General features: G+C 37.3%; 17 protein-coding genes. 11 read left to right on the top strand and 6 right to left on the bottom strand.

Annotated features, from left to right (window positions below; genetic code table 11):
* Positions 1-45 precede the first annotated feature (45 nt).
* From ACQ5H4_RS02555 to ACQ5H4_RS02580, 6 genes are all read left to right on the top strand, one after another.
* Positions 46-738 (top strand): CAP domain-containing protein, encoded by a 693-nt coding sequence (locus ACQ5H4_RS02555; protein ID WP_430773546.1) that lies wholly within the window; start codon positions 46-48, stop codon positions 736-738.
* A 108-nt stretch (positions 739-846) separates the two neighbouring features.
* Complete coding sequence (locus ACQ5H4_RS02560; RefSeq protein WP_430773413.1) at positions 847-2,520, top strand: DUF6044 family protein; 1,674 nt, start codon at positions 847-849, stop codon at positions 2,518-2,520.
* Positions 2,521-2,541: 21 nt separating this feature from the next.
* Positions 2,542-3,585 (top strand): glycosyltransferase family 2 protein, encoded by a 1,044-nt coding sequence (locus ACQ5H4_RS02565; RefSeq protein ID WP_430773414.1) that lies wholly within the window; start codon positions 2,542-2,544, stop codon positions 3,583-3,585.
* 97 nt (positions 3,586-3,682) lie between these two features.
* Complete coding sequence (locus tag ACQ5H4_RS02570; protein WP_430773415.1) at positions 3,683-5,863, top strand: DEAD/DEAH box helicase; 2,181 nt, start codon at positions 3,683-3,685, stop codon at positions 5,861-5,863.
* Between the two features lie 257 nt (positions 5,864-6,120).
* The gene (locus ACQ5H4_RS02575) at positions 6,121-7,092 is read left to right on the top strand and encodes a ring-cleaving dioxygenase (protein ID WP_430773416.1); all 972 of its coding nucleotides are present in this window, start codon (positions 6,121-6,123) and stop codon (positions 7,090-7,092) included.
* Positions 7,093-7,217: 125 nt separating this feature from the next.
* Entirely contained in the window at positions 7,218-7,412 is a 195-nt protein-coding gene (locus tag ACQ5H4_RS02580) for a hypothetical protein (protein WP_119708652.1), read from the top strand.
* A gap of 32 nt (positions 7,413-7,444) precedes the next feature.
* On the opposite strand, the gene ACQ5H4_RS02585 is transcribed toward ACQ5H4_RS02580, so the two are convergent.
* The 4 genes from ACQ5H4_RS02585 to ACQ5H4_RS02600 form a co-directional block, all read right to left on the bottom strand.
* Positions 7,445-8,443, bottom strand: coding sequence for an inorganic phosphate transporter (locus ACQ5H4_RS02585; protein ID WP_430773417.1), 999 nt, complete (start codon positions 8,441-8,443; stop codon positions 7,445-7,447).
* Between the two features lie 14 nt (positions 8,444-8,457).
* Positions 8,458-9,075: a DUF47 domain-containing protein gene (locus ACQ5H4_RS02590; RefSeq protein ID WP_430773418.1), complete on the bottom strand. Its 618-nt coding sequence runs from the start codon at positions 9,073-9,075 to the stop codon at positions 8,458-8,460.
* Between the two features lie 156 nt (positions 9,076-9,231).
* Entirely contained in the window at positions 9,232-9,762 is a 531-nt protein-coding gene (locus ACQ5H4_RS02595) for a MerR family transcriptional regulator (protein WP_430773419.1), read from the bottom strand.
* A gap of 135 nt (positions 9,763-9,897) precedes the next feature.
* Positions 9,898-10,158, bottom strand: coding sequence for a DUF2533 family protein (locus ACQ5H4_RS02600; protein ID WP_430773420.1), 261 nt, complete (start codon positions 10,156-10,158; stop codon positions 9,898-9,900).
* A 236-nt stretch (positions 10,159-10,394) separates the two neighbouring features.
* On the opposite strand from ACQ5H4_RS02600, the gene ACQ5H4_RS02605 reads away from it, so the two are divergent.
* Positions 10,395-12,950, top strand: coding sequence for a helicase-related protein (locus tag ACQ5H4_RS02605; protein ID WP_430773421.1), 2,556 nt, complete (start codon positions 10,395-10,397; stop codon positions 12,948-12,950).
* 3 nt (positions 12,951-12,953) lie between these two features.
* Here ACQ5H4_RS02605 and ACQ5H4_RS02610 read toward each other — a convergent pair whose 3' ends face one another.
* A complete protein-coding gene (locus ACQ5H4_RS02610; protein WP_430773547.1) occupies positions 12,954-13,436 on the bottom strand; it encodes a ribonuclease H-like YkuK family protein in 483 nt (160 codons plus the stop codon).
* Positions 13,437-13,655: 219 nt separating this feature from the next.
* Here ACQ5H4_RS02610 and ACQ5H4_RS02615 point away from each other — a divergent pair, with 219 nt between their 5' ends.
* Positions 13,656-14,495, top strand: a complete 840-nt coding sequence (locus tag ACQ5H4_RS02615) for an oxidoreductase (protein WP_430773548.1) — start codon at positions 13,656-13,658, stop codon at positions 14,493-14,495.
* Between the two features lie 45 nt (positions 14,496-14,540).
* Positions 14,541-16,046, top strand: coding sequence for a D-alanyl-D-alanine carboxypeptidase/D-alanyl-D-alanine endopeptidase (dacB, locus tag ACQ5H4_RS02620; protein WP_430773423.1), 1,506 nt, complete (start codon positions 14,541-14,543; stop codon positions 16,044-16,046).
* A gap of 26 nt (positions 16,047-16,072) precedes the next feature.
* Here dacB and ACQ5H4_RS02625 read toward each other — a convergent pair whose 3' ends face one another.
* Positions 16,073-16,504, bottom strand: coding sequence for a hypothetical protein (locus ACQ5H4_RS02625; RefSeq protein ID WP_430773424.1), 432 nt, complete (start codon positions 16,502-16,504; stop codon positions 16,073-16,075).
* 83 nt (positions 16,505-16,587) lie between these two features.
* Here ACQ5H4_RS02625 and ACQ5H4_RS02630 point away from each other — a divergent pair, with 83 nt between their 5' ends.
* Together ACQ5H4_RS02630 and ACQ5H4_RS02635 are read left to right on the top strand one after the other, a co-directional pair.
* Positions 16,588-16,881 (top strand): putative quinol monooxygenase, encoded by a 294-nt coding sequence (locus ACQ5H4_RS02630; protein WP_430773425.1) that lies wholly within the window; start codon positions 16,588-16,590, stop codon positions 16,879-16,881.
* Between the two features lie 163 nt (positions 16,882-17,044).
* Complete coding sequence (locus ACQ5H4_RS02635; RefSeq protein WP_430773426.1) at positions 17,045-17,959, top strand: CBASS cGAMP-activated phospholipase; 915 nt, start codon at positions 17,045-17,047, stop codon at positions 17,957-17,959.
* Positions 17,960-18,041 lie beyond the last annotated feature (82 nt).

Genomic DNA, 18,041 nt, shown 5'->3' on the forward strand with positions numbered 1-18,041 from the left:
GTGAAAAAAGGTCGAGGAGATAATCGAGGCTTTGGAGCAGCTGGAATGAACGGGACATCAAAGGAACAAGGTGGACCCAAAGCACTGGCACATAACGGTGACATATTAAAAATTAAAACGGGTGTAATCACAATTGACCCAAATGCTTATAGTACAAGTACACCAAGTGGTAAATATCCTCATAGCCAGATTATCAAGCAAGGTCAATGGAAGATTGTTACTGGTCAAGCTGGACAGCAACAACCTACACAACAACAGCCGAAGGCGACACAGCCTCAACAAGCGCCAACACAAAATCAAAACCAAGCAGCTCCTGCTACCCCAGCTCCAGCACCAAAAACTACACCTGCTGCTGGTTCCATTAGCTCGATTGAATCGAGAGTAATTGAGTTAACGAATGCGGAACGTAAAAAAGCTGGTTTACCTGCGCTTCAAGCAGATACTAAGCTTAGTAACGTAGCTCGTGAGAAATCACGCGATATGCAACAAAAAGGATATTTCTCACATACTAGTCCGACCTACGGCTCTCCATTTGATATGATGCGTGATTTCGGAATTACGTATCAAAGTGCTGGAGAGAACATTGCAAAAGGACAGAGAACTCCTGAGGAAGTTGTCCAAGCATGGATGAATAGTGAAGGACACCGTAAAAACATTTTAAGTGGTAACTATTCACATATTGGTGTTGGTTATGTCGAAGCTGGAAACCACTGGACCCAAATGTTTATAAAGAAATAGTAAAAAAGCTCCCATCTGGGGGCTTTTTTAATTTGAAAAACAAAATGGAATAATTACGGTAATAATGCAAAAGTTAGAAATGGAGCTTTATTGAATGAGGTGGCTAGTTTGTTCAAATCTTCAACTGTTTTTGAGCGGAAAATGTTCGTGTTCGCATTAGTAGTGATAGCTGTGTACTTACTGCCTTTATTTGTATTAGGAGAAAATGCACATATACGAGTTCATGATAACTTGGATTCGAATCTTGCTTGGTATAAAGTTCTTTCCAGGAGTGGCGAACTATTTGGAGGGATTGATGCTGTAATCCCGCAAGTCATAAATGGTCTGCCTAGAAATGCATTTGGAACTGAATTTAGTGGAATCGTTTGGCTTCATCATTTTCTTCCAACGATGACAGCGTATGCCATTAGCCAAGCGATCACTCGTTTTTTTGCTTTTCTTGGTATGTACTTATTGCTTCGGGATTACTTTGTGACCAGGAGTCAAGATACGCTGATTCGTATAGGTGTCGCTTTAGCGTTTGCGTTAACTCCCTTTTGGCCATCAGGGATGTTAAGTACACTTGGTATGCCTTTGGCCTTTTGGGCATTGTTGAATGTTCGTAGGGGAAAGAAAACTTGGAGTAACGTAATCATTTTTACTTTTTTACCTTTCTACTCAAGCTTTGTACTAGGTTTTTTCTTCTTTTTGGTAGCGGTGGGCATCTTTTGGTTTTACGAGCTTTTAACGAGAAAAATGCTTCAAATACGATTTCTTCTTTCTATCGTGTATATGACATTGTTTTTTTTGCTCGTAGAATATCGTCTGGTTAGTTCCTTCCTCGTGGCGAGTGAACCAAACAGTCGAGATGAATATATTCATGCCACGCTTCCATTATGGCGCGTGATTCGCTTAACCTTTAAGAATTTCATCCTAGGACATACACATGTTATGACCGTTCATGGTTTAGTCATCCTTCCGATACTCTTAATTGCTCTTTTTTTAATATTAAAAAATAAGAGTTGGAAAGTTCATAAAGTGTATCTTACGTTATTCGTTTTAAACTTTCTCTTATCCCTTTGGTATGCATTTTGGTTTTATGAAGGGTGGGCTCCTATCGTAGAAAGAATTCATTTTTTGAATACGTTTAATTTCGCGAGGTTTCACTTTCTTAGACCGCTTATTATTTATATCAATTTCGCACAAGCCTTGTTCATTATTAAGGCATACATTCAAAAAAACGGATATATTCGATACATCCTTGTTGCGCAGATCCTGCTGTTATTTGCCTTTAATGAAGAGATCATTAATCATCGAAAGCCAACCGTAAAACAATTTTACGCAACAGAACAATTTGCCAACATAAAAACGTTTATTGGAAGACCAGTAACCGACTATCGTGTGGTAAGTATCGGTATTCACCCAGCAATCGCACAGTATAACGGTTTCTACACACTTGATACGTATAATAACTTCTATCCTTTAACATATAAGCATCAATTTCGGACCATTATTGAAAAGGAATTAAGGAAAAATCAAAAAATCAAAAGGTATTTCGATGAATGGGGGGGGAGATGCTATATTTTTACTGCCCAAATTGGAAAGCATTATATGGTCAAAAAGAATTCATCTAAAACTCTCAAAAATCTGCAGCTGCAGCCATCTAAATTAAAGGAATTAGGTGGGGAGTATGTATTTTCAGCAATGCCTATTAAGAATGCGGATGAGAACGAATTACAACTTGAAAATATATTTCAATCTGAAAGCTCTGCTTGGACCATTTATCTATACAAATTATATTAAACAGCTAGGAGGAGCAATACTTTGAATTCAACAAACGTAACGATTGTTGTACCTTGTTACAATGAAGAAGAAATATTACACAAAACCTTTTCTGAGTTATCGAACTTGTTGACTAGTATGATTGATGGTGGACTAGTCTCTTCAAAGAGTAAGATACTGTTTGTAGATGACGGTAGTATAGACCAAACATGGAAACTAATTTATAAAGAAACGTTAAAAAACGGAATGATTAAGGGAGTGAAGCTGTCTAGAAATGTAGGACATCAAAATGCCATATTAGCAGGAATACACATAGCAACAGAGTCATCGGATGCTATTATTACAATTGATGCAGATTTACAGGACGATATTTATGTTATGCGGGAGTTTATTGAGAAATATCAGATGGGATATGAAGTTATCTACGGTGTAAGGGAGAAGCGTGATTCAGATACATTCTTTAAACGATTTACTGCGGAATCATTTTATAAGTTAATGAACAAAATGGGAGTAGAGCTTATTTATAATCATGCGGACTATCGTTTACTAAGCAAGCGTGCAGCAGAATACCTTCAAGGATTTGAAGAAGTAAATATGTTTTTAAGAGGAATTATTCCCCTTCTTGGTTTTCAATCTACAAAGGTATTTTATGAAAGAAAAGAACGAACAGCAGGTGAGAGTAAATATCCTTTGCGCAAAATGCTTTCGTTTGCATTTAATGGAATTACTTCCTTTTCAGTTACTCCGATTCGGTTAGTCCTCGTGGGAGGTTTAGTATCTTTTTTTATCAGTCTTTTCTTTGCCCTTTATTTTCTAAGTTTAAAGTTTTTTGGAAATACAGAGCTTGGATGGACTTCCCTTATCACATCTATTTGGCTGATTGGTGGTCTTCAATTAATCGCAATTGGATTAATCGGGGAATATATCGGAAAAATATATAAAGAGTCCAAACGACGTCCAAAATACATCGTTGATATTGATATGTTTAAGTTGCCACTCGGACGAAACTTTGCGCTTGAAGAAGGTCAAGAGTTGTTCGAGGATGACCATATGCCAATCCATAGCCTAACTGAATATAACAATTAAACCACTTTTTTGGTCCAATTAAGGTATAATATGGGCTCAAGACAAAACTCAGTGTGTACTCTCTGAGTTTTTACTATTAATATAAGGGAAGACAATGATGGCAACTTATTTACAACTATGGCAAAAGGCACTGCAAATGGAGATTTCATATTTAAAAAAGTACGGTAGTACAAGGTATCGCCTTACTCATGGCTATGCGATTAATGAGAGGCCACCTTATATTTATTATTTTAATACAGCATCAACAACGACAAATATTCCCATTGGATCTAAGGTGACATTATGGTGGGGAGAGCGAAAAATAGCAGGTCGAGTTTTATCATCAGAAGGAAAAAGTATGATGGTAGAACTCAAACAATATATTGGAGCTAACTTAAGTGAACTCATGCTTCAATATGACCCGTGGGAACTTTTAGACGAATTAATTAATCGACTTCAAGACATTCGTTCAAGCAAGAAGAAAAGGGCCAGGATTCAAAAAATGATGGAGCCAAACATGGACCCTCTCCATCCAATAGAAAAAATAAAAACGAATGTACATGAGCTTGTGCTTCGGTCAAAATATAATCCGATTACCTTTGTTTGGGGCCCACCTGGAACTGGAAAGACATATACACTAGCTAGGGTCGTTGCAAATAAATATTTAAAAGGAAAAAAGGTTCTTGTTTTGTCTCAAAGTAACCAAGCTGTTGATGTGCTTATGTTAGAGATCCTGCGTTTTGTTGACAAACAAAACAAGCTACAAATTGGAGAGTTGCTTAGATATGGATCGCAAGCAAGTGAACTATTACAGGACACTCCTTTAACCATTGATTATTTATTAAAGAAAAATCACCCTGAACTTTCAGAGCAAAAAGAAGAAATGAGGAATGAGCGGCAACTATTAAAAAAAGATTTGGTAGGTTCTTTCTCCACTAGAGACTCTGAAACACTTTTAGAAGTTGAAAAAAAGTTAGCTCAACTACTAGATAAAATTCGCGCGAAAGAAATGGTTTTTCTAAAAGATGCAGAGGTAATCGGTACTACACTTGCTAAAGCTGCCTCAGATCCTGCTATTTATGAAAAGGAATATGACCTCGTTATTATTGACGAGGTAAGCATGGCATATATCCCGCAAGTTGCTTTGGCAGTTTCTTTAGGAAAAAAGAGCATTGTATGTGGTGATTTCAAACAGCTTCCGCCTATTGCACATGCCAATCACCCTTTAGTAAATGAATGGTTAAAAGAGGATGTGTTTCATAAATCTGGAGTTGTAAAGGGGTTGAAAGAGGGAACGTTGCATCCTCATATATTCATGCTTTCAGAACAAAGGAGAATGCATCCTGACATCTCATCATTCACAAATCAGTTTGTATATTTTGGTTTGGTAAAAGATTACAAAAGTATGTATGCCGTAAGAGAGCCGATCGCAAATAGAGCTCCATTTCCAAAGATGGCGTCGATCTTATTAGATACGAGCCATATGGGGGAGTATTGTATGCGTTCCACCTCAGGTTCACGATTTAATTTGTTACAGGTTTTGCTCTCATTTCAGGTCATTCATGAATTATATGTGGGTGGTTCTAAAAATATAGGGTATACGACTCCTTACCGTGCCCAAGCAGAACTGATGGATACACTGTTACAAGATTTATACAATCAACAGCTTCAGAATGGGGAAATCCTATCTGCAACGGTACACAAGTTTCAAGGTAGTGAAAGGGAAGTAATGGTTTTTGATACAGTTGATTCGTTTCCTGAGAGTAGACCTAGTATGTTATTAACAGGGAAAGAGAGTGAGAGGTTAATTAATGTAGCAGTAACAAGGACAAAGGGGAAATTTGTTCATCTTGCTAACCGAAATTACATAAAACAGAAGGTATATAGAGATAAAACGATTCGAAAGTTATTAGAATTTCAGGAAAGTTCGAATCAGCTTATTACTCCTGGACAAATAGGCACCTGGATAAAAAATCAACATGAAGAAGTTAACTGGATGCATGCAAAAAAACTTGAGAAATTAACGAGCGATGTTAGGTCAGCCAAATCTGAAATTCTCGTTTCAATCCCAGAAGGAAAAGAATTATCAAATGAGTGGAACCGGCTTCTACAAGGCGCTTCCATAAAGCAAATATTTAAACAAGAAGAGAAACAACCACCGTTTCCTTTTGTCATGGTTGATAACAAAATACTCTGGCTTGGAGTCCCTTATGAGGCTGCCATTGGAACTTTGCCACCATATATATCTGTCCGAGTCCATTCAGAGAGACTTTGTACCTATTTTTTATCACAATTATAGAAGTAAAAAAAGAAAAGACCCCCGTAGGAGTCTTTTCTGCGTATTGCGGCGACGAGACTACACGCCACATTCGTGTATTCCAATTAAGGAGTGTCTCTCGACTTATGCAATTCAGCTCATCGCTTTATTACTATAGCATGTCTTATCATTTTGTACAAGAAAAATTTATTTATTTGCAATCAGATGTAAAATAGTGCACAATTAAACAAATACTTTTAAACTGAGATATTTTAATTAGAGATAAGGGAGTGCTAATGATGGAGCAGTTATTACCTTTAAAAGGACAACATCATGTATCGGCCATAACAGCTAATGCGAAGGGGAATTATGAATTTTATACTAAAACTCTAGGTTTACGACTTGTGAAGAAAACCGTAAACCAAGATGATACTTCTGTCTATCATTTATTTTATGCAGATGAAAGAGGGAATCCAGGTACCGATCTGACATTTTTTGAAATACCTAATGCAGCCCAAACAAGATACGGTACAAATAGTATTTCAACCACTTCTTTACGTGTTCCATCAGATTCTGCAATTCAGTATTGGAAGGAAAGATTTGATTCCTTAGGTATACAATACGAGGAACAAAACGTATACGAAAGATTATCTCTAGCATTTAAGGATTTTGAAGGGCAAAGATTGATGCTTGTATCTGATGAGAATAATCATGGGGTTGAAGGGGGAAGACCTTGGGAGAAAAGCCCAGTTCCCGTTGAACATGCAATTATAGGATTGGGGCCTGTGATGCTGACGGTAGCAAAGCTTGAATCCACATCTATGATTTTAACTCGGGTTTTAGGATTTAATGAAGTAGGAACCTATATGATACAAGAGAAGAAAGTGACAGTATTTGAAACCGGATTAGGAGGAACTGGAGCCGAAATACATGTTCTTGAAGAGTCAGATCTTCCTGTGGAAAGACCAGGACGTGGAAGTGTTCATCACGTAGCTTTTCGAGTGGAAAATGAAGAACAATTGCGAAAGTGGGTTCAGTATTTAAAAGAGTTGCGTATCCCTAGCTCAGGATTTGTAGAAAGATATTACTTTAAGTCTTTATATTTTCGAGAGGCTAATGGAATATTATTCGAATTAGCGACGGATGGACCAGGGTTTGAGGGTGATGAATCGTTTGAGAATCTTGGAGAGCGTCTTGCTCTTCCTCCATATTTTGAAGCACAAAGAAGCAGTATAGAGGCTAAATTAAAGCCGTTAGATACAAAAGAATAAAGAGTTAAAAGATGTCCGTAGAAAATGGGCATCTTTTTTGATAGACAATGTCGTTTATACTGATATAATTATGTTAGCAGATGCTAGCAAATTGATAAAAAAGAACTAGGAGGATGGTTACAGGGATGGGAGAAGAGAAAAGAGTCCAACTAAATGTACGAGTGACCAAAGAAACATTAGAAAAACTTGATGAAATTGTTGAGTATTATCAGGAGCATACAAAAATAGGAAGAGTCTATAAAGGTGATGTACTTACGGATATTATTGATAAATCTTATGAGGTAATGAATAAACAAAAGAAAAATATTAGAAAAATATAAAAAACTTCGAGTGGTGAACTCGAAGTTTTATTTTAAAAAATCATATTAAGGATAAAATAGCATAGAGCTGCGATAGTTGCTGAAATTGGTAAGGTAATAACCCAAGTGATTAACATTCTTTGAGCTGTTCCCCATTTCACACCCTTCAGACGGTGAGAAGCACCGACTCCTAAAATAGAAGACGAAATAACATGAGTTGTACTTACTGGTAGGTGAATATACGTTGCACCAAAGATGATCATTGCTCCAGTTAAGTCAGCGGCAACCCCATTAACAGGTCTAATTTTCATGATTTTTCCACCAACTGTTTTGATGATTTTCCAACCACCAACACTAGTTCCTAATCCCATGGCTAATGCACAGGAAAATTGAACCCACAAAGGAATATCTGTTGAAGTAGTAAACCCGTTGGCGATCAATGCCATCGTAATAATCCCCATCGCTTTTTGAGCGTCGTTTGTTCCATGTGTATAAGCTTGCAGGGCAGCGGTGAAAATTTGGAAAGTACGGAAACTTCTGTTAGTTTTAGCTAAATTATTGTTCTTAAAGATAACTTTAAAAATACTGTAAACGATATATCCAGCGACAAACGCAAGGATTGGAGAAAAAATCAACGCTTGTAAGATTTTTAAGAATCCAGTGTAATTTAATGCAGTGAATCCGGCAGCAGCAATGGCTGCACCTGCAATAGATCCAATAATGGCATGCGACGAACTGCTTGGAATACCATAATACCAAGTTAGTAAGTTCCAAAAGATGGCTGCAATTAAGGCGGCTAAAATAACAAGTGATCCGTTTTGAAGAGTAAAGGGATCAACAATGTCTTTTGTTATTGTTTTGGCTACACCTGTAAATGTCATTGCTCCCAAGAAGTTCATGACTGCAGCAAGGATAATCGCGTGCCTTGGTTTTAACGCTTTTGTAGAAACAGCGGTTGCAATCGCATTTGCTGTATCGTGAAAACCATTGATAAAGTCAAATGCAAGGGCACCGATCACAATTAAAATCGTTATCACAAATAATGCATCCATGTTAGTGTGTCCCCTTATGCATTTTTCATGATGATGGTTTCAAGTGTGTTTGCCACGCCTTGACAGCTATCAGCAATCTCTTCAAGTTCTTCGTAAATTTCTTTGTATTGAATAACTCGTATTGGATCTTTTTCAACTGAGAATAAATGCTTGATTGACTGACGAAGGATTCCATCACATTTTGACTCATAGTCTTTAATTTTAATCGCGTGTTCACGAATCGCTGGAAGTTTTTTTGTTGAAAGCAGTTCAACCGATTGCTGAATTTCAATCGCACAATTTCTGATCGCCTCTACAAACTTGATCATAAATTCGTCAGCTTGAGTGATATTGTACATTTCAAACATAGCTGAACAATGCTCAATTCCATCAATTACATCATCCATACTCATAGCTAGAGCAAGGATATCTTCGCGCTCAATTGGAGTAATAAAAGCGTTATTTAACTCTTTTATTACTTCGTGTACATATGTATCTCCTTTTGTTTCGTAGTCCTTTAATGTCTCGGAGAATATTTTTAGATCGCTCACATTTTTCAACTTGTAATCAGCGAAATAATCTGCACCTTCTTTAAGGTTTAGTGCAATGCTGCTTAACAAAGTATTAAACTTGTCTTTCTTTTTGAAAACCATCATGTAACCTCCAGTAATATATCACTTCATCCAAACGAGATTAATATTATACGAAAACTATTAAATAGGAAAGAATTTTGTCGAAAAAATACAGGTTTTTTGCAAATTGTTCATATAAGTTTCTGTAAAACGCAAAAAAAAAAAACATCTTAGATGCTAAGAACTGTGTTGGGTGGAAGAACGGAAAACACTTTGTAGGATATTCTGTTTTTTCTTTCTTCGCGGCTTTATATTTATGGATTGTTCTGAATGGGGATTAAGGGATGAAGGAGGTGCTTGTTGTGATTCTAATAACCGAATTCTTTCTTCAAGTTTTTCAATTGTAGCTTGCATTTCTTCCATTTCTCTCCGATGCTGGAGTATCTGATATTCAACGACCTGGTCCGCCTTTGACTGCACAATGGACTCTAGACAGTTAATACGATTTAGTAGAACCGAATTTTCATCAACAATGGATGTATGAACGGAGCCTCTTCGTAAATAGTCTTTACCAGCTGCTATCTCATTGTAAACGAGTAAAGCCTCGTTTTGCTGTTCCTTATAAGTCATTAATAGGTCAATGTCTTCTTGCCGGTAGGTGAAGTGCCCCATTTCGTTCTTCTCTAAGTTTAGTTTTAGTTGTTTTACCCAACGTTTTACGGTACTTGAAGAAACTCCTAATTGTTTCGCAACCGAACTTGTATTCATATTCTCAACTCCTTTACAGTAATGTTCTGCTTTAAAAATTGAATTCCTATCTTGGCGACAAAACTTCTTTTATTTCGCCAAAAGAAGTGCAATTTTTTAAAACAAAAAACAGAAGGTCACGGCCTTCTGTTTCAATTATTTTCGTCTATTTGCATATTCTTCGACCATTTCCTTGGTTACAAGTTTTCGAGGTGGAAGATTTTCAATTTTATTAGAAAGTTTGTTCATTTGAATCGTAATAGAATTAATGTGATCGGTAGTGAAAGGAAGACCTCTTTTATAAAGAGATAATGCTTCTTCTATGTAGGATTCTCGTTCCCGGTCAAGATTTGCGTATTGGGTTAGTATAGCGTTTAGTTTTTTCGCATGATCAGATAATGCTTTATGTACACTCACAGAAATTCGCCCCTTTAGTTATTAAAAATGGTGTCTGCTAAGCAGACACCAACTCCCTCCGTCCGTACATGGTTAAGTGTCCCGCAACAAGCGAATGTTCGGAGGGAGCAACATAATCATAGCATCTTTTTTGAGATGACGCAAAGGTCAATAAAAGGATAAAAAGCCATATGATTTAAAACAATATCAAATAATGGTATGGTTAATCGATTAGAAGGTTATTTGGAGGGTGAAAAATGTTATTACAAAAAATACATGATGAAAGTATGGTCCATACAAAGATGAAGATCCATCAGGATATAGAGTCATTCTTCGAGCAACAGGAAGAGAGAACAACCTTTGAAGAGTACTTACGCACAAGGGGTCATTATTTGAATCAAATTTGGGTAAATGTTTGGCTTACAAGAGTGTCTAACCAGGTTCCTCGATTAGATAAAAAAGAATTTTTGCAGGACCGTGGAATTGAAACAGAGGGAATGGCTAGAAAAATGATTGACCACCTGTTCCGAACAGAAGTCAGAGAGTATGAACCGTTTATTGTAACAGACTGGCTCGAGGAAACATACGCTCATGATTATGATAAATGGAATGATTTATATGATCGTACAATGGAGCAAGTGCAAAAGAGAGAAGAAGCAACTCAGAAATTAATAAAAAAGGAGTCTGTCTTAGAAGCGATAAAAGAAAAAGCTTCGTTTGTATTCACAGGTGGCTATCAAAGTCTTTATTTGTATATTAGATATTTAGTTGGTTTACAGATGAAAGCAGATCTTCAAGCTAAGCCAAGATATAAAAGGCTGGATACATATGCACTTGAAGAGAAGCTTGAAATAGAAGGTAGCTTCGAGGAGCTTCGTGATTTGCCCTTTTCTTTCTTTTTGGATGAACTAACAGGGGATATTCAGAAAACGAATTATGATGGTAGGTTTTATTATGAATATGAAACCTATGGCGACCTGTATAGTTCCTTTGTTTGGAAAAATCTTTTGTCTCTTGCTCCATCAAAAGTGATGACAAATCTTGATGAAGAAACAAAAAATGATTACATCCAGCTAACCGGTCAAGCTCTGTCGAAATCAAAGATGAAGGAACTTGTGGAAGAAGAGCTTGAAACTCTATTTTCCAAAATGCTTTCTGATTTAGAAGAAGAATATATTGATCATTTGTTACAAGCAGTGGAAACACCTTATGATCTTGATTTTCATAGCAAATTTTATATAGAGCAAAAAGCTGAAAGAGAGAAACGGAAAGCCGATGAGGAGGCTGAACGACAAAGAAAGATTGAAGAAGAAGAGCGGATGATGGACGATATATTTGGCAGGGAATATGGAGTGATCTATGATCCAAATGTTGAATATGTCATCCATGTAGGAGAAACTAATACGGGTAAAACACATCACGCTCTTGAAAGAATGAAAAAAGCAACAAGCGGTCTCTACCTTGGACCACTCAGACTTCTTGCACTTGAGGTATATGATAAATTAAATGCGGAAGGCATACCTTGTTCTTTAAAAACAGGAGAAGAAGAGAAATTGACTCCAGGAGCAAGCCATATTGCTTCAACTGTTGAAATGTTTCATGAAAAAGATCGATACGATTGTATAGTCATTGATGAAGCTCAAATGATCACTGATAAGGATAGAGGGTTTTCGTGGTTTAAGGCGATTACGAAGGCAAGAGCTCGGGAAGTTCATATCATAGGAAGCAGAAATTCAAAAAATATGATTTTGCAATTACTAGGAGAATCAAAAACGGAAATTCATGAATATAAACGAGACATTCCGCTTGAGGTGGAAGGAAATGAATTTTCCATCAAACATGTGCGAAAGGGAGATGCACTAATTTGCTTCTCTCGTCGAAGAGTATTAGAAACGGCATCAAGACTTCAAAACGATCGTCATTCGGTCAGTGTGATTTATGGTAGCATGCCTCCTGAGACAAGAAAAAAACAAATTCAACAATTCATCGAAGGAAAGTCGAAGGTCATCGTTTCAACGGATGCAATTGGGATGGGTCTTAATTTACCGATTCGCCGAATAGTATTTTTGGAAAATGAGAAATTTGATGGTACAAAAAGAAGACTTTTAACTTCACAGGAGATCAAGCAAATTGCAGGGAGGGCAGGCAGAAAAGGGATTTATGATGTTGGAAAAGTGGCATTTACAAAGGATATCCGTCTTATGAAAAGGAAACTAGAACAAGAAGATGAACCTGTTCATACTTTTGCGATTGCACCTACAACCGGTGTGTTGGAAAGATTTCAAACATATTATCGTGACCTTGGTAATTTTTTTGAATTATGGGATCGTTTTAAAAATCCAAGGGGTACGGAAAAGGCAAGTTTAGCTGAAGAGCGGGAGCTTTACGATATTGTAAAGGGAAGTGAAATTGAAGCCCGCCTTTCTTTACAGGATTTATATGGATTTTTACATCTTCCTTTTGCTTCAAGGGAGCAAGCCTTAATTCAGCAATGGTATGAAACCATATTTGCAATCATTAATAACGAAGACCTACCAGAGCCAAATATAAAAAAGCGAACCTTGGAGGACCTCGAATTATCGTATAAGAAATTAGGATTGCATTTATTGTTTTTATATCGCTTAGATCGGAGAACAGAGGCAATTTATTGGGAAAGAGTAAGGGATGAGTTGAGTGACGAGGTCCATGAAAAGCTTCAAACAGATGTTGGTTCTTTTGCAAAAAGATGCCGTAGTTGTGGACGGCATTTGCCATGGAATTATGAATTTCCAATTTGTGACCAATGCCATGCAGCACGCTATAAAAGGTCATAAAGATTATTTTGTATAACGATTCGCATAGCTAGATGCAACAAAGGAGTCAGGTTTGATCTTAGGTTCAAAACCCATTGATTCGATTCTTGTCACCATTTCTTCCACATATTCACGGGTTTTGTTTCGCTGTCCTGAACCGATATCAATATGTCCTTCCATCGTAAATGAGGCACCATGGTATATATGGGGAAGCACGATATCGATAAGTCGATTTTTATGTGCTTCGGTAAAGAGGGAGACAATTCTTTCGGTAAGAGTCGTTTCATAGGAAATCCGTTCATGAAGCTGTTTCATTTCTCTGGGTTCTACAACCTTCCGAATACAGGCCCAGGCACCTTTACCAATGTTTTGAATGACAACTCCACTGATAAAAAGGGTACGATTATGGTGAACCTGGGAGTCTGTTCCAACCATCAGACGGTAGTTTCCACTGGGGTGCAGCTTCATAAACGTAATCATTCTTTCAAATATATCTTCAAATGACATGTGATTTTCTTGAAGGTTTTGAAACAGAATTATTTCCTTTTGTTTGTGAGACAAACCGCCACCTACTTTCGCATGCTCTTAGAAAAGTATATGGCTTATACTCGAGGAAGTTGTCATCTTTCTTTTTTTCTACCTTATAAATGGTCAGGGGTCCTAAGGATGGGTCCTTGGCTTTTCTTGCTAAAATAAGCAATATAAAGTGAATGGGGGACATTTATGATCGGTAAAAAAATAGCCGTTGTAACAGGTGCATCAAGTGGTTTTGGCATGTTAACAAGCATTGCGCTAGCTAAACAAAATTATTATGTAGTGGCGACAATGAGGAATGTAGATAAAAAGGTAGCTTTACTAGAGAGGGCGGGAGAAGCAAAGGTTACCAAACTTGTAGAGATCTTTCCTTTGGATGTAACCAATGACCATTCTTTATTTGTATTTAAAGAGAAACTTAGAGAACTTGGTCGAGTGGATGTGTTAGTCAATAACGCAGGTTATGCTGGCGCTGGGTTTTCTGAAGAGATACCGATTGAAGAGTATCGACAGCAGTTTGAAACAAATGTGTTCGGGGCGATTTCTGTCACTCAATTATGCCTTCCTTTGATGCGAGATCAGAGGAAGGGGAAAATTATTAATGTTAGCAGCATTAGTGGAAGAGTTGGTTTTCCGGGGCTTTCACCTTATGTAGCGTCCAAACATGCGTTAGAGGGTTGGAGCGAAAGCTTAAGATTGGAGGTAGGACCTTTTGGCATTGATGTGGTGTTAGTGGAACCAGGTTCGTTTCAAACGAGTATTTGGTCGTCTGGAAAGCATATAACAGATAAATCATTACAGATGCAATCCCCCTACTTTTCTTATATGAAAAAACTTTCGTTACAGCTGGAAAAGGGAGAAGCCTCCTATGGCGACCCAGTAGAGGTAGCTAACCTCATTACAAAAATATGCCAATATTCCTCGACTAAGCTAAGGTACCCAATAGGGAAGGGAGTAAGACTTACTTTGTTCCTAAAGGGCTATCTTCCATGGAGGCTTTGGGAGCGTATGGTAAGGAAAAAAATCGAGTAGATTTACATAGATTGAATTTCTGTAACATATATTAGTAGGACTGAAATGAATAATAAAGGAGCAGAGATATTGTCCCGGTATAAAATTACAGTCATCGTCTTAAGTATACTATTTACTTGGTTTTTACCTGCTCTCACTGCTACTGCTCCCCATGTAAAAGCAAATACTCAAGGCTCAGTTCTCAGTCAGCAATTGGATTCGTTTATTAATGAAGAGCCACTTTTTACGGGAGCAATGGTCGGTGTTAGTATTAGAAACCAACAAACAGGTGAATTAATTTATGATCATCTCGGATCAACCAGACTTCGGCCTGCTTCCAATTTAAAATTATTCACGGCAGCTAGTGCCTTGGAAGTGCTTGGGGAAAACTATACTTTCTCTACTAAGCTTTTTGTAAATGGAAGGGTTGAAAAAGGAGTGCTAAAGGGAGATGTAATCTTACAAGGGGGTGGGGACCCTACCCTACAGCAAGCGGATTTACAAGCTTTTGCTCAAAGTCTCAAGGAGATCGGAATTAAAAGAATTGGTGGACAAATCGTAGGAGACGATACAAGGTATGATGATATTCGTTATTCCATTGATATGCCTTGGAGCGATGAAGAAGCCTATTATGGCGCAGAAATATCTGCATTAACTTTATCGCCCGATCAAGATTATGATGCGGGGACAGTAGCATTAGAAGTAAAGCCTGCAAAAAAGGTTGGAGAAAAAGTAAGCTTTACGATGAGGCCAGATAATACATATGTTCAGATTGTAAATAAAGCAGTAACTAGCGCAAAAGATAGTAAAGAGGACCTTACGTTCTCAAGGGATCACTCTACCAATACGATTACGATTTCTGGTCAAATTCCTCAAGGTGCTACAAGTGAAAGTGAGTGGATAGCTGTTTTTCATGCTAGTAAGTTTGTTGTACATCTATTTGAAGAGGAGTTAAAAAAAGTTGGTATTAAGGTTGATAAAGGATACCGATTAGGAGTGACACCCAGTCATGCGCGTTTAGTCAACGAGCATAAATCGATATCCCTAAGAGAGTTACTACTACCGTTTATGAAGCTTAGCAATAATGGCCACGGGGAGCTATTAGTGAAGGAAATGGGAAAGGTTATAAAAGGAAAAGGGAGTTTTGAAGCAGGATTAGCTGTGATGAATGAGAAGCTAACCCCATTTGGAATGGAATTTGCCAACCAAGTGATAAGAGATGGGTCAGGGATCTCTCATGTGAATTTAATACAACCGAATGAAATTACGAAGCTATTGTTCTCCATTCAATCAAAGAGCTGGTTTCCAAGCTATTATCGTGCCTTGCCAGTATCTGGGGCAAAAGAAAAGCTGATAGGTGGAACATTACGATATAGGATGAAGCAAGAACCTTTAGTAGGGAATGTTGTGGCAAAAACCGGAACGTTAACGACAGTAAGCTCCATTTCCGGTTATGTAAAAACAAGATCAGAGGCTAATTTGATATTTTCAATTCTTATAAATAATGTAATGGATGAAGAAAAAGCCAAAAAAGTAGAAGACCGAATGATATCGATATTAGCGAATCAATAAAGAACCTAGGGAAACAGCCCTAGGTTCTATTCCTTTTCTTTGGGTTGAAACTTTAATAACTTCATTAGCTTTTCGGTTGGACCTTTAAAGGTGTAAAAGTGAGGATGGTTTTCATCATCCCAAATGAGGATATACGGATCTTTCTCCTCATATGAGAAAATAAGCACAGCTTCATTGACAAAATCATTAAACCATTCATTTTTTAACGTGATGGGTGGATCTAGAGGTATCTTGACCATCACACCTTTTTTCGGAAGGGGATCTAGATTTTTGTATACGCCTGAAATACTTTTAATGATTTTTTCTGTTTCCTTTTGAATATCAGAAGTTGTAGGACTTTCCTGAACCACCTTTCCTTCTTCGATATCAAAAATTTCAATAGGCTTTTGTTCGGCAAAACTAACAAGTGGGGCTAGAAGGAAAAATACGAAACAAATAACTAGAGTTTTTATTTTCATCATGCATCACCTCATAGCTATTATTCCCAATTTAACCGAAATTTTGCTAAAATAAAAGAAGTTGAAAAAAGGAGGGATTCGTAATGAATATTATTCATGCACATTTAAAAATAAAGCCAGAAAAACGTGAAGAATTTTTGGAAGTGGTTAAGCCGTTAGTAGAGGGTTCACAAGCGGAAGAGGGGAATATCCGTTATGAACTATATGAGTTAACAACGGACATTAATACATTTGTCGTGTTAGAGGAATGGAAGGACATGGAAGCGATTAAGTTTCATAATGAAACTCCGCACTACAAAGACTGGGGAAAGGTAAGTTCATCCTATCTTGCTGCTACACCTGTTGTATCTGTTTTTGAAGCAACTAAGAAAAATTAATATTCATAACGAAAAAACAATCATGTAAATGGTTGTTTTTTTTTGGTTTGGGGAAATTAAGAAATAATGGTAGTGCGGTCTGATGATTATTGAATGTCTCATATGAAGAGGAGATAGCAAAATCGCTTTAAAAACTACTAAACCATATCCAAAAGGTGAAACGATGAAGATGTTATGTATTGATGGTGGAGGAATTCGTGGGGTTTTTGCCGTTGCCATTCTTCAGGAATTAGAAAAGGATATAGGAGTGAGCATTCGAGATTCCATCGACCTTGTTGCAGGTACAAGTACAGGCTCAATCATAGCTGCTTCAATTGCTGTAGAAAGGGAAATGGATGAACTCCTCGAAGGGTACCGCCACTATGGAAGAAGAATTTTTAAACGAAAAGCAAGAATTGGCTTGTTTCGCAGTATTTATAGTGATCGGGATCTACGCCGTTTTATTCAAAAAGCATTCAAGGATAAATCACTTGCCGAGGTAGGTATTCCACTATTAATTCCTGCAGTAAATGTAACAGAGGGAAAACCATATGTTCATCGGTCGCATTATGCCGTTCATGAGAAAGGTGAAAATGATCATATCATGCTCTGGGATGCTGTACTTTCCTCCTGCTCTGCTCCTATCTATTTTCCACCTAACAATATAAATAATGAAGTCATTACTATTGATGGAGGTCTCTGGGCCAACAATCCTTCACTCGTATGTATTACGGAAGCGATAGACCATTACGAATTAGAAATGAAACAAATAAAAATATTATCGATTGGACTTGGTCAACAAAAAATCAATTTCAATTCTAAAAAATCTCATTTGTGGGGGATTAAGCATTGGATGCCTTTCCGGTTACATACGATGACCTTTACGCCAAAGCTCTTGGACCTTGCCCTTCATTTATCGTCTGAATCTATCTCGTATCAGTGTCAACATTTACTTGGAGAAAACTACTTACGATTAAATACGGATTTAGGCAAGGAAGTTCCTTTTGATCAGGTAGAGACAATTGAATGGCTAATAGAATTAGGCAGACAAGTTTACAAGGAGAAAAAGCGGGAAATTCTTCAGTTTATACAAACCTAAAAATGAGGATGCAGAAACGTGCATCCTTATTCAATTTGGACAGACTTTATAAATTATAGTAAAATGAGCCTCAGATTTAGAT

It is taken from the genome of Bacillus coreaensis, from assembly GCF_050586445.1.
GTDB lineage: Bacteria > Bacillota > Bacilli > Bacillales > Cytobacillaceae > Robertmurraya_A > Robertmurraya_A coreaensis.

Excerpts from the sequence above, each read along its gene's own strand:
- ACQ5H4_RS02555 (WP_430773546.1), top strand. The coding sequence starts at position 46 with ATGAACGGGACATCAAAGGAACAAGGTGGACCCAAAGCACTGGCACAT.
- ACQ5H4_RS02570 (WP_430773415.1), top strand. The coding sequence starts at position 3,683 with ATGGCAACTTATTTACAACTATGGCAAAAGGCACTGCAAATGGAGATT.
- ACQ5H4_RS02575 (WP_430773416.1), top strand. The coding sequence starts at position 6,121 with ATGGAGCAGTTATTACCTTTAAAAGGACAACATCATGTATCGGCCATA.
- ACQ5H4_RS02580 (WP_119708652.1), top strand. The coding sequence starts at position 7,218 with ATGGGAGAAGAGAAAAGAGTCCAACTAAATGTACGAGTGACCAAAGAA.
- ACQ5H4_RS02585 (WP_430773417.1), bottom strand. The coding sequence starts at position 8,443 with ATGGATGCATTATTTGTGATAACGATTTTAATTGTGATCGGTGCCCTT.
- ACQ5H4_RS02590 (WP_430773418.1), bottom strand. The coding sequence starts at position 9,075 with ATGGTTTTCAAAAAGAAAGACAAGTTTAATACTTTGTTAAGCAGCATT.
- ACQ5H4_RS02595 (WP_430773419.1), bottom strand. The coding sequence starts at position 9,762 with ATGAATACAAGTTCGGTTGCGAAACAATTAGGAGTTTCTTCAAGTACC.
- ACQ5H4_RS02605 (WP_430773421.1), top strand. The coding sequence starts at position 10,395 with ATGTTATTACAAAAAATACATGATGAAAGTATGGTCCATACAAAGATG.
- ACQ5H4_RS02610 (WP_430773547.1), bottom strand. The coding sequence starts at position 13,436 with ATGTCATTTGAAGATATATTTGAAAGAATGATTACGTTTATGAAGCTG.
- dacB (WP_430773423.1), top strand. The coding sequence starts at position 14,541 with ATGAATAATAAAGGAGCAGAGATATTGTCCCGGTATAAAATTACAGTC.
- ACQ5H4_RS02625 (WP_430773424.1), bottom strand. The coding sequence starts at position 16,504 with ATGAAAATAAAAACTCTAGTTATTTGTTTCGTATTTTTCCTTCTAGCC.
- ACQ5H4_RS02630 (WP_430773425.1), top strand. The coding sequence starts at position 16,588 with ATGAATATTATTCATGCACATTTAAAAATAAAGCCAGAAAAACGTGAA.
- ACQ5H4_RS02635 (WP_430773426.1), top strand. The coding sequence starts at position 17,045 with ATGAAGATGTTATGTATTGATGGTGGAGGAATTCGTGGGGTTTTTGCC.